The organism is Tessaracoccus sp. (assembly GCF_016714275.1).
In the GTDB taxonomy this organism is placed as follows: Bacteria; Actinomycetota; Actinomycetes; order Propionibacteriales; family Propionibacteriaceae; genus Arachnia.
In genome coordinates, this window is the sequence record NZ_JADJNP010000019.1 from 1 (window position 1) to 13,785 (window position 13,785).

Sequence of the window (13,785 nt, forward strand, 5' to 3'; positions counted from 1 at the left end):
ACCGTTTTGAGCCGTATCAGATCGGTTACGCGTAACAGCGGGGGGTGACACGGTGACACGGACCTGCGAGTGCGGATGCGGAGTCGAGTTCACGCCCCGCAAGAGCACCGGACGCTTCGCCTCCTCGGCCTGCCGGGTCCGATGGAACCGCGCACAGAAACGTGGCCTCGAGGAGGCCGACCTGGTCGCCGACGCCACCGTGGTGGCTATCGCCGGCCGCCGCAACTCCAGGAAGCCGAGCGCCGCCGCGACGGTGGGCTCGGTGGTCGCCGCCCTGCGCAAGGAGCTCGGCAGTGCGATCGACTCGACGCTGGGTCAGCAGGCGCTGGTCCTGGCCGAGCGCATCGACAAGCGGGTCGACACCTCGGGCTCCGCGGTCGCCGCCCTCTCCAAGCAGCTGATCATCGTGACCGCGGCTGCGCACAAGGTGGCCACGCCCGAGCAGATCGCGGTCGACCCGGTCGCCGCGGTGCAGGCGCAGGTCATCGCGATCCGCCAGCAAGCCAATGCCGGTTGAGTTCGTCCCGCCGGCGTTCCAGCTGATCCCGTCCTACGACTACACGCTCGGCCCGCAGGTCGCGGACATCGCGACGCTGGCCGGTCTGCCTCCGGATCCGGAGCAGCAGCAGGGCGTGGACGCGATCTTCGGCGAGCGGCGCGGGCTGCCGGTGGTCTTCGAGGCACTGCTGGTCGGGCCTCGGCAGAACTACAAGTCCGGCGAGCTGGAGATGGTCGAGCTCGGCTGGATGTTCGTTACGTGCGAGCCGGGCGCGACCTGGTCGGCGCACCAGCACAAGACAGCGCGCGGCAACTTCGAGCACCTCGCCGGGATGATCGAGTCGACGCCGGCGCTGAGCCGCCATGTCGTGAAGATCCTTGACGGCCAAGGCGACGAGGACATCGTGCTGCGTGGCCCGCTCGGGCAGGACCGGCACTTCCCGTTCGTCACCCGCTCGACGCGGGCGGGCCGTGGCCGCTCGTTCGGCAAGCAGATCTGGGACGAGTACCTGTATGTCACCAAGACCCACGAGGGCACCCTGATGCCCGCCATGTCGACGTTCCCCGACGCCCAGCGCATCGGTGCGACATCGGCTGGCATCGGGATCTCCGCCCGGGCCCGGATGCTCCGGGATCGCGGCCGCCTGCAGGATCCGGAGAAGGACCCGCGCCTGCTGTACCTCGAGTGGTGTGACGACCTGCCGGGCATCTGCGCGGCAGGTCCTGAGTGCTCGCATGTCTTCGGCCAGGTCGAGGGCTGCGTGCTCGACGACGAGGCCCGCTGGCGTCGCGCCAACCTGGCGATCGACCGGCGGATCACGATCCAGTACGTCCGCGACGAGCGGCGATCGATGGACGCGCTGGAGTTCTGGCGTGAACGCATGGGCCGCTGGGACGAGCCGACCGGGGACGACGCGCTGGTGGGTATCGAGGACGAAGCATGGGCCGCGCTCGAGAACCCCGCATCGAACATCGTCGGCGAGGTCATCTTCGGCCTGGACGTCAACCCGATCCGGTCGTGGTCCTCGATCATGGCGTCCGGCCTCAACTCCGACGCCAAGAAGCACGTGGAGCTCACGACCCGCAAGGGCAAGGACGGCGAGCTGAGCCTCGACCACCGACCCGGCACGACCTGGTTACTGCCGCGGTTCAAGAAGCTGGCCAAGGCCTTCCCCGGCGCCCGTGTCCGGATCCTCGCCAAGAGTCAGGCCGAGACCTTCGGTCCGCGGCTTGAGGCGCTCGGCTTCCGGGTCGAGTACATCCAGCCGGGCGACTGGCCCGAGGCTGTGGCCGACACGGTCGACGCGATCGCGATGGACGAGCTGGTCCACCTGGGCCAGGTCGAGCTGGATCTGGCCGTCGCCTCCGCGGTGCTGGTCAGCGTCGGCGAGGAACGCAACCGGTGGGGTCGTCGGAAGTCCGACGGCGAGATCGGTCCAGTAGTGGCGATGACCGCCGCGCTGTCCGGGGTCGGGGAATCCGGCCCGCACATCTGGTGACGAGGAGGCCGCTGTGGATCCTGACCGACTCGAGAACCTGGGGATCGCGGTGGTGGCGCTCGGCGTCGCGGCCGCGGTCGCTGGCACGTGGGCGCTGGCCGGCTGGGCCTGGGCGCTGATCGTGTTCGCAGTACTCGCCCTCGCCGGCGGCCCGGTCCTGATCCGCACCGCAGCCCTCACTCCACTGCAGCCCACCAAGCCCGAAGGGGGTGAGGTCTCATGACCCGCTTTTCCCCCCTGATCCGGAACTCGCTCGAGGATCCCAAGATCTCGATCTCCTCGGCCGAAGTCGGCAAGCTGTTCGACGGGCTGCCCACCAATGCCGGCCCGTTCGTCGACGAGAAGAAGTCGCTCACGATCGCCGCAGTCTGGCGGGCCGTGAACCTGATCGCCGGCACGATCGCAGGCCTCCCACTGCACGCCTACCGAACGGTCGGCGACTCTCGCGAGCAGATGCCCGCCGGCAGCCGGGCGGCGATGCTGCTCGACAACCCCCACCCGGACATGACCCGCTTCGAATGGCTCGAGCTCCTGCTCGGCCACGTGCTGCTGTGGGGCAACGCCTACTGCCTGCTGGTGTGGACCGGCAAGGGCCAGCCCTACCTGCTACCGCTGCACCCGTCGACGGTGAAGCCGTCACGCCGCAAGGACGGCACGAAGGTCTACCAGGTCGAGGGTGTTCCCGGTGAACTCACCGATGCGAACCTGAAGCGCGACGACGAGCGCGCTCGAGTACTCCACATCCCGGGCTTCGGTTACGACGGGGTCAAGGGCATCAGCGCCATCAAGGCCGCCCGGCAGGGCCTCGGTCTGGCGCTGGCCGCCGAGGAGTTCGGCGCCCGACTGTTCGCCAATGGCGCGCTGTCGACCGGCATCGTGACCACCGACAAGAGCCTGACCGAACAGCAGCAGAAGGCGCTCGACGCCCAGTGGAGTCAGAAGCGCAAGGGGCTGGACAAGGCGTTCAGCACGATCTTCCTTGACGGCGGCCTGAAGTATCAGCAGCTCACGATCCCGCCCGAGGACGCACAGTTCCTCCAGTCGCGCAGCTTCCAGATCGATGAGGTGGGCCGCTGGTATGGCGTGCCCTCGTTCATGCTCAACTCCACCGAGAAGTCGACCAGCTGGGGCACAGGCATCGAGCAGCAGCAGATCGGATTCCTGAAGTTCACCCTCGGGTCCTGGCTCGAGCGCTTTGAGCAGCGGTTCACCAAGGTGCTCCCGCCCGAGCCGGCCTATGCGAAGTTCAGCGTCGAGGGCCTGCTCCGCGGGGACTCGGCTGCACGGGCCGCCTTCTACCGCGAGATGTGGATGATCGGGGCCCTCTCGATCAACGACATCCTCCGCTTCGAGGATATGTCCCCGATCGCCGGCGGTGAGGTCCACTACGTCCCGCTGAACATGGCCCCGCTCGGCACCACACCCACCACGCAGACAGGAGCCTCCAGTGCCTGACCGTTTCCGCTTCCGCAATGCGATGCCCACCTCGGGCATCCGCGCATCGGTGCTCGTCCCGGAGATCTCCGACGGCGTCGCCAAGATGCGGCTCTATGACCCGATCGACGACTGGGGCGGCGACTGGGGTGTGAGCGCCAAGGAGTTCGCCTCCGCCCTGGCCGCGCTGCCGACCGAGGTGCACACCATCCACCTGCACATCAACTCCCCCGGGGGCATGGTGTTTGAGGGGGTGGCGATCCTCAACCAGCTGCGCCAGCACAGCGCCAAGGTGGTCGCGATCGTCGACGGGCTGGCGGCCTCGGCCGCATCGTTCATCGCCTGCGGGGCCGACGAGGTTCAGATGTCGCCCAACACTCAGCTGATGATCCACGACGCGTGGGGCCTGGCGATCGGCAACGCCGCAACCATGCGGGACGCCGGCGACCTGCTCGACCGCCTCAGCGACAACATCGCTTCGGTGTACGCCAGCAAGACCGGTGGCACCACGGCCGAGTGGCGGACGGCCATGCTCGCCGAGTCCTGGTACTCGGCGGAGGAGGCGGTGGCCGCAGGGCTGGCCGACTCGATCGTCGGCGAGACCTCCGACGACCAGGCGGTCAAGGACGCAGCGGCCAGCTTCGACCTGTCCACCTTCAAGTTCGGCGGCCGGGACGAGGCTCCCGAACCGCTCATCACCAACAAGGGCGGCATCGCCGCTGGCCTCCAGTCCGAGCGCAAGCGCGTGGCTGACAAGTACCACCGGCTCGGCTGAGCCAACCACCAAATACCACCCGGGCGGCAGCAGGCCTCCCGGGAAAGCCCGCCGTGCGGGAAGAAAGGAACCATCGTGGCTAACACGACCAAGCTCCGCGAACAGCGGGCGAGCGAGTACAAGCAGTGGCGCGCCATCATCGACGGCGCCGAGGCTGAGGACCGGGCGCTCACTGCCGAGGAGAAGCAGACGGCCGACCGCCTCGAGGCGAGCATCGACTCCCTCGAGGAGCGCGCCGTCAACCAGGAGAAGGCGGCCGCACTGGACGCCCGGCTCGACAAGATCGTCGACATGCCCGGCGGCCTCACCGACGCCCAGCGTGGCAGCATCTCCGACAGCGACGCCGACGAGCAGTACGGCGAGGCGTTCAACGAGTTCATGCGGACCGGCATGGCTGACATGACCAGCGAGGGTCGCCAGCTGATGGCCGCCCGTCGGCAGGAGATCAAGAACGCCGCAGGCGTGGGCTCCGGTTCCATCGGTGGCTACACCGTCCCGCCGGCCTTCCGCGCGATCATGGTCGAGATCATGAAGGCGTACGGCGTCATGCTCACCGAGTCGGAGTTCATCCCGACCGACACCGGAGCGAACCTGCCCTGGCCGTCGAACGACGACACCGGCAACCTCGGCGCGATGGTGGGCGAGAACGTCGCGGTGACCGAGCAGGACTTCACGTTCGGCACCAACTCGCTGGACGCCTACATGTGGACCAGCAAGCTGGTGCGCGTGTCGCTGCAGTTCCTGCAGGACTCCACCGTTTCCGAGCAGTGGCTGGCCAAGAAGCTCGGTGAGCGGATCGGTCGCATCCTGTCGCAGAAGTTCACCATCGGCGCTGGCACCACCGAGCCCGACGGCCTGATGACCACCACGGGCGCGAGCCCCGCGGTCACCGGCTCCGGCTCGTTCGCCTCCACCGGCGGCATCTCCTACGACAACGTGATCGACCTGCAGGAGTCGCTGGACCCGGCGTACGGCAACCACCCGAACTGCAAGTTCATGGCCCACCAGACCGTGCGCAAGGCGCTCCGGAAGCTGAAGGACACCACCGGCCGCCCGATCTGGGAGCCGTCGGTGCAGGCCGGCGTCCCGGATATGCTGGCCGGCAAGCCGCTCGTCGTGAACAACGACATGGCGACCATCGCCCAGAACAGCCTGAGCCTCGGCTACGGCAACATCCAGGGCGCCTACGTGATCCGCAACGTGAACGGTTCCACCGTTCTCCTGCGCCTCTCCGAGCGCTACGCCGAGTACGGCCAGGTGGCCTTCGTGGCCTTCGATCGCTGGGACGGCACCACGCAGGACCTGAACGCCTTCAAGGCGTTCAAGACCACGCCGACCGCCTGATCTGATCCCCATCCCGGGGTCGGCGCCCACGAAGCGCCGGCCCCGGGCCTTCGGCTTAGGAGGCCTCCATGGCATGGATCACAGCGGACGACCTGCGCAGCGCTGCCGGTGCCAAGCAGGCTTTCGATCAGGACAGGTTCGAGGAGGCGGCGGAGATCGCCTGCGACAAGGTCGAGGAGCTCTGCGGTCCGATCACCTGGGCCACCATCACCGCCGAGCATGTCGAGGTTGCCGGGTCTGACCGGGTATGCCTCGCAGCTCGAGCAACCCGCGCCGGCGTCACCGTGGTGGCGGACTACCTCACCGGCTCGGCCTACACCCTGACCGACTGGGACTGGGACGGACAGGTGCTGTTCCGGAAGGATCGCGCACCGATCACCGCCGACCTCGCCGTCACCTACGAGACCGGCTACTTCGACGACACCGTCGAGGATGCCAAGGCTCCGGCCTGGGCGCGCGGCATGGCGAAGATGATCGGTCACCAGTACATCCGGGTTGCCAAGCGCTATCGGATGGACGCGGACGACGACACGAGTCAGACGCACTTCGTCACCCCGAGCTCCGCGCTCGACCTTGGTCACAAGTACCTCATCGTGCAGGGGCGGGTGGGGTAATGGCTGACACCTCGGTAACCCCGGACGCCGTCGACGCCTTCATTGAGCTGATGGTCGAAGCCCTCCCTGACGTGCTCGTGGTCGACGGACCCGACCCGGTCGGGGATGACGCCGAGGCCCTGCTCTATGTGGGCCTCGCCGATCCGCGCAGCACCTCCCGCGACAACTCCGCCGGCAGCTTCGATCAGACCTGGTCGAACGCCACCGCGCGGACCCGCACCGAGGATGGCTCGTTCCTCTGCTCGGCCGTCCGGTGGGACGGCTCGGGCGACATGCGGACCGCCCGCCGTGGCGCGTTCTCGATCGTTGCCACCGCGCAACGGCTGCTGATGTCCAACGTCCGTCTCGCCTCGGGTGGCTCGGACGGCGTCGACGGCCTAATTAAGACCTCGTTCACCAACGTGGCGTGGGACCAGCGGCAGACCACCCGCGGCGCGCTGTGCGTCGTGCTGTTCGCCATCAAGTTCGAATCCAGACTCCAGAGGAGCAGCTCGTGAAACTCAAGCACCTCGGCTACTACCAGGCCGACTACCCAACCCTCGGCCTGAGTGACGTCGACCCCGGCGCCGAGGTCGAGCTGGCCGACGCCGACAAGGCCAAGGCTGTGATGGTTGAGGGCATCTTCGCCCCCGGCGATCCGGAGGCCAAGGCGCTGCTGATCGCCGCCCTGATCGAGCAGGCAAAGGCCGAGCGCGAGGCCGCCGAGGCCGCCGTCGTCGAGGACGAGCCGGCACCCGACCACACCGAAGCGCTCGCCGCCGCGCAGGCCGCGATGGATGAGGCGATCCAGGCTGCAGCGAAGGCTGACGCGAAGAAGATCAAGGCCCCCATGGCCGGACAGGATGGTGCGTGATGGCATCGGTACTTGACGCCCAGTTGGGCATCGCGCCCGAGATCGCCTATGGCACACCGGTCACGCCGACCACGGTCAATGGCCGGTTCCATGAGGTCATCGCTGGGGACGGCTTCGACTTCCGCCCGAACCGGATGCAGGGCTCGGGTCTGAAGCCCGGCCAGGTCGGCCCGCGTCGGTCGCGCCGCGCCACCCCGAACGGCGACTATGGGGCCAGCTTCAACCAGGAGGTCCTGAGCCGCGGATTCGGGATGCTGGTCAACTTCTGCACCGGTGGCACCCCGACGAACACCGCCCTCGCCACCGGCAATCAGGTGGTCCACACGCTCGGCGGGGCGCTGAAGCCGTTCACCTCACAGCTCGGCGTTCCGCGCATCCAGCCGGACGGCTCGACGATCATCGACCCGTTCACCTACACCGGCTGCGTGATCCCGTCGTTCGGCTTCTCGATGGACAACGCGGACATTCTGAAGATGAAGTTCGACATCGACGCCCGCGATCTCGCGACGGCCACCGGGTTGTCGACCTACGGCCCCCCGTCTGGCACGCTGAACTTCTTCACGTTCGCCGGCGCCACACTGTACGGCGGCGCCTACACCGCGCCGACCACGTTGGCGCTGGGTATCGGGGCGACCCCGCTGGCGAACATCACCAACTGGAGCATGGATGTCACGCGCAATGCCGACGTCTCCCGCTTCCTCGCCGGCGGCGGTGGCAAGAAGGCGATCCCGATTCCCGGTCAGGCCGGGGTCACCGGCACGCTCGGCATCGAGTACTCCGACACCGTTTACCGGGACGGCTACTTGGCCGACACCGACCTGACCCTGGTGGTGCGCTTCGAGGGCGCGGCGCTGGGCGCGAACAAGGAGACGTTCGAGTTCGACATCGCGAACTTCCGCTTGGAGGGTGAGCTGCCCAAGCCGACCGGTGAGACCACGAAGGCGTCGTGCAACTTCACCGCGCTGGAGAACGACACCAACCCGCTGCTGCAGATCGTGCAGCGGACGTTCGACACCGCGCTCTGATCGGAGGCCGCCATGGCCCCGGAGCACGTCAGCGCCAAGGACTACAAGGAGTTCGCGGCCAAGACGAAGGACGCCGACAAGGAGCTGGCGCGCGAGATCCGCAAGGAGCTGCGCGACCTCGGCCGGGCGGACGGCGATCAGATCTTGAATGAGGGCGTCGAGCCCCTCCCGCACGGGGGTGGGCTCGCCGCCTGGATCGTCGCCACGGCGAAGGTCACGGTCTCGATCACGGGCACCCGGCTGGAGTTCGCGCTGGGGATGAAGGCGAAGGACCTGATCCCCCGGCTCGACGCGAAGGGCATCCTCCGCCACCCGGTCTGGGGCAGGCCTGAGCGCACCCGCAAGGAGTGGGGCTGGGCGAACCAAGAGGTGAAGGGCCATACCTGGTCCGACGCCTTCATGAACCACAAGGACGAGATGGTCACAGGCATGTCGACCGCCGTCGAGAACGCACTGAGGAGATTGAAGTGAGTGACGGCTACGAACTGCGTGGGCAGCGCTACCCCTTCGGCTACCTGGAGAAGGCCGTGCTCGGCGACCAGATCAAGGTGGAGCGCTGGCTGCGCGAGTCGGGCCTGAGCGAGGCCCGCACATGGGACGACCTGCTGGCGATCGCCAAGGAGATCAATGGGCTGCCCGATCTGAAGGAGCAGCGGCAACATCCCGAGTTCCGGCTCACGCTGGTCATTGGGATCTGGCTCGCACGCCGGCAGTCCGGTGAGGACGTCTGGCCGGCCGACTGCCTCGACTACACCTTCGATGAGCTGGAGTTCTACGGCGAGAACGAGGACGACGAGGGAAAAGACGTCGCCGCCAAGTAGCTCCACAGCCGGGTTCGTGGCGGCGTGCCAGAACCATCCCGGTGGAGCAGCAGATCACTGAGCACCTGGTCGAGGTCGGGCTCCTGTTCGGCCTGCACCCGTGGGACATCGTCCGCCTGACGTACGGCCAGTGGTGCGCCTACCGCGACTTCTCCGACGAACACCAGAGGAGGCCGAGCGATGGCTGAGCAGAAGCTCAAGCTGGTCCTGCTGGGCGACGACCGCACGGCGTCGAAGTCCCTGAAGGGCGTCGGCCGAGAGGCCGGCACCACGGGCGGCAAGCTCTCGAAGCTGGGCGGTGTCGGTAAGGCTGCGATGCTCGGCCTCGCCGGCGTCATCATCGGCGCCGGGATCGCCGCGGGCAAGTTCGGCATGGACAGCGTGAAGGCCTTCGCAGACGCGGATGCCAGCCAGAAGAAGCTTGAGGACGCCTATAAGCGCTTCCCCAAGGTGCAGAACGTCAACATCGCCGCGCTCCGGAAGTACAACGACGAGCTCGAGCGCAAGCGCGGGATCGACGCTGACGACACCGCGGCGGGTCAGGCGCAGCTCGGCGCCTACAAGCTGACCGGCAAGCAGATCAAGGCCATGACCCCGCTGCTGCAGGACTACGCGGCGAAGACCGGGAAGTCACTCCCGGCCGCGGCGAAGGACCTCGGCAAAGCGGTTATGGGTAGCGGCAAGGCCCTGAAGGGTCTGGGTATCGACTTCAAGGACCAGAAGGATCCGGCGAAGAACTACGCGCAGGTGATGGCCGGACTGAGGGAAAAGGTCGGCGGGTTCGCCGATTCGGTCCCGGACGCTGAGAAGAAGTCAAGGATCCTCGCGGCCACGTTCGGCAACCTGCAGGAGTCGGTCGGCGAGAAGCTGCAGCCGGCCATGCTTGGCCTGATGGATGCCGGCCAGGGCGTCATCGACTGGCTGTCCGCCAACCCTGAGGTAGCGGCCGGAGCGTCGGCAGCCTTCGACCTGGTCGGGCAGGCGCTCGGCGGGGTCTGGGACATCATCCGCAAGTTCGTACTCCCCGGCCTGGCCTTCCTCGTGCGCGGCTTCGCGCAGGGGGTCAGTGGTGCGAAGTCCATGCTCGAGGCCCTCGGCACGATCCCCGGCTTCGAGTGGGCCAAGGGTGCAGCCGAGAAGCTGGGCACTGTGGTCACCGGCATCGAGACGATCGCCACCGGGATGGAATCGCTCAGCAAGGATGCCCCTCCGAAGGTCGACGTCGACGACTCCAAACTGAAGGCGAAGGTAAAGAAGATCGACAGCGAGGTGGCACGGCTGAGCAAGAAGGCCGTGAAGCTCAAGAGTGAGGGCGACACCTCCGGAGCCGAGAAGATCGCGAAGCGCATCAGGCAACTGCAGGCGTCAAAGGCCAAGGTTACGGTCGGCGTCGGGTTCACCAAGTCGGGGCCTCAGAAGATGCACGTCACCACAGTCGGGGGAACCAAGAGGATCGCTCTGAACGCCAGCGGCACGGCTTCCTTCGCGGGCGGCCTGACGATGGTGGGCGACGGCATGGGCCATAGTCCTGAGGCGGTCTACCTCCCTCAGGGTTCGCGCATCCTCAGCACTGGGCAGACGCGGGCGGCTCAGAGCCAAGGCAAGCTCAGCGGCGGCGGTGGTGCTCTCGTGGTCAACCACTTCAACATTCAGGGCGACACCAACCCGAACGCCGCCGCCCGCCGCATCGCCCGCGCGCAGGCCACGTTGAACCAGTCGTACGGCCCCGGATGGCGGCCAGTCAAGGGAAGGTGACCTGATGGCGACCCTGCCTGCCGTGAAGCTCGAGATGCTGCTCAACGGTAGCTGGGTCGACATGGCTGCCACCCCCGCCCGGCTCGACGGAGCAACCCCGCAGTCTCGGGTGCTGTGGTCGGAGTCGGGCGGGCCGGTCCAGATCGTGCGTGGCGTGTCCGACGAGGGCGGCACGGCGACCGGGACGCTCGACTGCGTACTGGAGAACAACGACGGTGCGCTGACCCCGGAGAAGGCCACCAGCCCGTTCTACCCGTACCTCACCAAGGGTCGCCAGATCCGCTTCTCCACCTACTACGCCAGCGCGTGGCACCAGCGCTTCGGAGGCTACGTCTGGGCTGAGCCGCTGACCTGGACCAACGAGGTCGGCACCGCGTGCAACGTGTCCATCTCCGCGATTGACGCGATCGGCATGGCCTACAAGCCGCTGCGCTCGGTGGCCGTGGAGGCCACTGCGGCACGGAGCCCGATCGGCTACTGGCCGTTGACCGATTCCGAGTCGACGCAGGCCGCCGACGAGTCCGGCAACAACCGGCCCGCCCTGGCGGTGCAGCAGTGGAAGACCGGCGGGGAGATCGGCTGGGCTGCCGGCGCGGTGCTGCCGACCGACAATGTCGGCGGGCTCACCCTCACCCCGGCATCGGACAGCGGAATCTACCTGCGATCCGCCACCGGTATCGACCTGCCCGCGGCCTGGGCGCTCACGGTATTCCCCACGCCGGCAGCGAAAGACGGCTACCTCTGCCAGATCGGCAACGACTCCTACAGTATCGGCATCTGGTACGACACCGCATCCAAGAAGTTCTCAGCGATCGAGACCATGCTCGACTCCTCGGGCGACCCGATCGATTACGTCCTGTCCACCTCGACCTCGGCCATCACGCCTGGCGTCATGGAGTCGGTGGTGGTGACGGCAACCACGGTGAAGCTGGGCAGCTCGGGCACCACCGGCACCCGGCACAACTCCGACACGATGCTCGGCTCGCTGGTCAGTGTGGGCGGGGCGTTCGCCGTCGAGTCGGGCCGGGCGCGGATGTACTCCGGCGAGGTCAAGCACCTGGGTCTCTGGGGTGGTGTCGGTCCGGGTGGCCTGGCCTCCGATGTGACGAACGGCCCGGCCGCCATGTTCATGATGTCTACGGCGATCGCCACGGTCATGGGCTGGTCGGGGCTCACTGAGACGGTCTCCACCCTGGGCACGGACCAGCCGGTTCAGCTGCTGAAGACCGAGGGGCTGTCGGCTGCCGAGATCCTTGACCAGTACGCACGCGGCTCGATGGCGAGGATCTTCTGTGGGGGCGACGGCAACATCGTCGTCTCCGCTTGGGACTACTACCCGACCCCGATCACGGCACCCTCGGGCGACATCGATCCCGCCCTCGAGTGGGGTGCTGATGTGGACGGTGCGATCGCCGGCGCGAAGATGACTTTCCCCGACGGGTCGGTCTACTCGACTGGCACCGGTGAGCTCGAACTCCCCGGCGTCCTGTCCGCTGAGAATGGCCGGGATGTCACGGACTGGAGGGTGCTGTCAGGTGGCGGGATGCCGCGGTTCCCTGACGCCACCTATCACCTGCTCAACCTGTCGGACGCCGAGGCTGCAGCGCTGGCCCTGGCTGACGTCGGCTCCGTGCTCGTGGTCCCCGGACTTCCCGGCCAGTTGCCGTCCTCCTCACAGTCCGGCATCGCCGACTCTCTGGTGGAGACCTACGGTGCCGACGTGTGGGACATGGAGTTCACCACCTCACCGGATCCGCGCGACGACCTGCTGATCGTCGGGGACGCGACCCGTGGCGTGGTCGGCTCGGGTCGGATGGCCGGTCCGCTGGGTCCGGTGATCCCCTCCGAGGGCACGGTGAGGGCGGGCGATGAGATCGACGCAGCCCTGCTGAATGGCGTCGCGTACGCCGGTGTCGAGATCAGGACCGGGTCACTCTCCATCACCCCCGTGGCGAACACCCCGACCTCCGTGGCGGTCACCTTCACCCCGGCCTACGCGGTGGCGCCAACCGCCGTGGTGCTGACTCCGGCGACGGGGGCCATCAACGAGATTCAGGGCCTCGGCGTTACGGCCATCGGGACGACCGGCTTCACGGCCTGGATCTACCGCACGAACACGACCGCGACGACGCTCTGGTGGGCCGCGTCCTAACTGATTGGAGGTGGTTCGATGGTGGCTCACGTATTCGTGGACGGCGAGGTCGCCACGAAGGCGAACCTCGAATCCCTGACGCCGGGTCGCCTCATCCAGTCCGGATCGGTGCGGGTCGTCCCGGTGGCGAACGTCCCGACGACGGTCAGCGTCGTCTTCCCGCGGCTCTTCCCCTCCACCCCGCTGGTGTTCGTCACTCCGGCCACGACCGTCTGCGGCTCGCAGGTGAAGATGGCCGGGGTGACGAGCAGGACCGTGAGCGGCTTCACGGCCACGGTGCTGCGGACCAACACCACCACCACGACCCTGCTGTGGCAGGCGTGGGGGCTGACGGTGGGGTACACCACGGCCCAACCCGCCTATGCCAGCCTGCTGAATCAGGCAGGGGGCGCGCAGCTGACGCAGTCGGGCCGGACATCGATCACCCCCGTGGCCAACACCCCGACGTACATCACCGTCACGTTCGCGACCCCGTTCGCGGCGGCGCCGAGCGTGGTCACCACCCCGGCCTCGGCGTTCCCGGGGACGGCAGTGAAGAGCAGCGCGGCAACCGACATCACGACGACCAGCTTCAAGCTCTGGGTCTACCGCACGAACAACACCGCCACCGACGTCTGCTGGATCGCTACGGGGAGGCTCTGAATGCTGGTTCCACTCGAAGGCATCGGCGACTACGTCGACATCACCGCCGTGGTGAACGGCTGGCAAGCGCTGGTCATTATCGTCCTGGTCTTCGCGGTCCTGATCTGGCCGGGCATCATCAGCATGCTGAACCGGCGATCGATGAAGGACATCAAGAAGACGCTCACCGAGAACAACGGCGGGTCGTCGGTCAAGGACGCGCTCGACTCGATCAAGGCCGTCCAGGCCACGCAGGGCAAGAAGCTCGAGGATCACATCAACTGGTCCGAGGGCTACGTGAAGGACGTCGGTGTCCGGCTGGAGAAGCTGGAAGCCAAGCCTGTCAAGCACGGCCTCTTCGGCCACTGACCTACCCGCCGTCGAACCCCTGAGA

The 13,785-nt window shown here is 67.5% G+C and carries 17 protein-coding genes; all 17 read left to right on the forward strand.

Annotated elements, in window-relative coordinates; translation table 11 throughout:
* Positions 1–52: 52 nt before the first annotated feature.
* Complete coding sequence (locus IPJ61_RS21735) at positions 53–517, forward strand: hypothetical protein (protein ID WP_297112868.1); 465 nt, start codon at positions 53–55, stop codon at positions 515–517.
* Positions 507–1,997 carry a hypothetical protein gene (locus tag IPJ61_RS21740; protein ID WP_297112871.1) on the forward strand — a complete coding sequence of 497 codons (1,491 nt, stop codon included), beginning with the start codon at positions 507–509 and terminating at the stop codon, positions 1,995–1,997. Before IPJ61_RS21735 ends, IPJ61_RS21740 begins: the two co-directional genes overlap by 11 nt.
* Before the next feature lie 13 nt (positions 1,998–2,010).
* Complete coding sequence (locus IPJ61_RS21745) at positions 2,011–2,220, forward strand: hypothetical protein (protein ID WP_297112874.1); 210 nt, start codon at positions 2,011–2,013, stop codon at positions 2,218–2,220.
* Complete coding sequence (locus IPJ61_RS21750) at positions 2,217–3,452, forward strand: phage portal protein (protein ID WP_297112877.1); 1,236 nt, start codon at positions 2,217–2,219, stop codon at positions 3,450–3,452. Before IPJ61_RS21745 ends, IPJ61_RS21750 begins: the two co-directional genes overlap by 4 nt.
* Positions 3,445–4,206, forward strand: a complete 762-nt coding sequence (locus tag IPJ61_RS21755; RefSeq protein ID WP_297112879.1) for a head maturation protease, ClpP-related — start codon at positions 3,445–3,447, stop codon at positions 4,204–4,206. The genes IPJ61_RS21750 and IPJ61_RS21755 overlap by 8 nt, the downstream gene beginning before the upstream one ends.
* 75 nt (positions 4,207–4,281) lie before the next feature.
* A complete protein-coding gene (locus tag IPJ61_RS21760; RefSeq protein WP_297112882.1) occupies positions 4,282–5,550 on the forward strand; it encodes a phage major capsid protein in 1,269 nt (422 codons plus the stop codon).
* A 68-nt stretch (positions 5,551–5,618) separates the two neighbouring features.
* The gene (locus IPJ61_RS21765) at positions 5,619–6,164 is read left to right on the forward strand and encodes a hypothetical protein (RefSeq protein WP_297112885.1); all 546 of its coding nucleotides are present in this window, start codon (positions 5,619–5,621) and stop codon (positions 6,162–6,164) included.
* Positions 6,164–6,661, forward strand: a complete 498-nt coding sequence (locus tag IPJ61_RS21770; RefSeq protein WP_297112887.1) for a hypothetical protein — start codon at positions 6,164–6,166, stop codon at positions 6,659–6,661. The genes IPJ61_RS21765 and IPJ61_RS21770 overlap by 1 nt, the downstream gene beginning before the upstream one ends.
* Positions 6,658–7,017, forward strand: a complete 360-nt coding sequence (locus tag IPJ61_RS21775; RefSeq protein WP_297112890.1) for a hypothetical protein — start codon at positions 6,658–6,660, stop codon at positions 7,015–7,017. Before IPJ61_RS21770 ends, IPJ61_RS21775 begins: the two co-directional genes overlap by 4 nt.
* A complete protein-coding gene (locus IPJ61_RS21780) occupies positions 7,017–8,042 on the forward strand; it encodes a phage tail tube protein (protein WP_297112893.1) in 1,026 nt (341 codons plus the stop codon). Before IPJ61_RS21775 ends, IPJ61_RS21780 begins: the two co-directional genes overlap by 1 nt.
* Before the next feature lie 12 nt (positions 8,043–8,054).
* Positions 8,055–8,513: a hypothetical protein gene (locus IPJ61_RS21785; protein ID WP_297112896.1), complete on the forward strand. Its 459-nt coding sequence runs from the start codon at positions 8,055–8,057 to the stop codon at positions 8,511–8,513.
* Entirely contained in the window at positions 8,510–8,863 is a 354-nt protein-coding gene (locus tag IPJ61_RS21790; protein WP_297112899.1) for a hypothetical protein, read from the forward strand. Before IPJ61_RS21785 ends, IPJ61_RS21790 begins: the two co-directional genes overlap by 4 nt.
* A 41-nt stretch (positions 8,864–8,904) precedes the next feature.
* Positions 8,905–9,051, forward strand: a complete 147-nt coding sequence (locus IPJ61_RS21795; protein WP_297112902.1) for a hypothetical protein — start codon at positions 8,905–8,907, stop codon at positions 9,049–9,051.
* Positions 9,044–10,618 carry a phage tail tape measure protein gene (locus IPJ61_RS21800; RefSeq protein ID WP_297112905.1) on the forward strand — a complete coding sequence of 525 codons (1,575 nt, stop codon included), beginning with the start codon at positions 9,044–9,046 and terminating at the stop codon, positions 10,616–10,618. Before IPJ61_RS21795 ends, IPJ61_RS21800 begins: the two co-directional genes overlap by 8 nt.
* 4 nt (positions 10,619–10,622) lie before the next feature.
* A complete protein-coding gene (locus IPJ61_RS21805) occupies positions 10,623–12,770 on the forward strand; it encodes a hypothetical protein (RefSeq protein ID WP_297112909.1) in 2,148 nt (715 codons plus the stop codon).
* Positions 12,771–12,788: 18 nt separating this feature from the next.
* Complete coding sequence (locus IPJ61_RS21810) at positions 12,789–13,412, forward strand: H-type lectin domain-containing protein (protein WP_297112912.1); 624 nt, start codon at positions 12,789–12,791, stop codon at positions 13,410–13,412.
* Positions 13,413–13,760 (forward strand): hypothetical protein, encoded by a 348-nt coding sequence (locus tag IPJ61_RS21815; protein ID WP_297112915.1) that lies wholly within the window; start codon positions 13,413–13,415, stop codon positions 13,758–13,760.
* Positions 13,761–13,785: the final 25 nt, after the last annotated feature.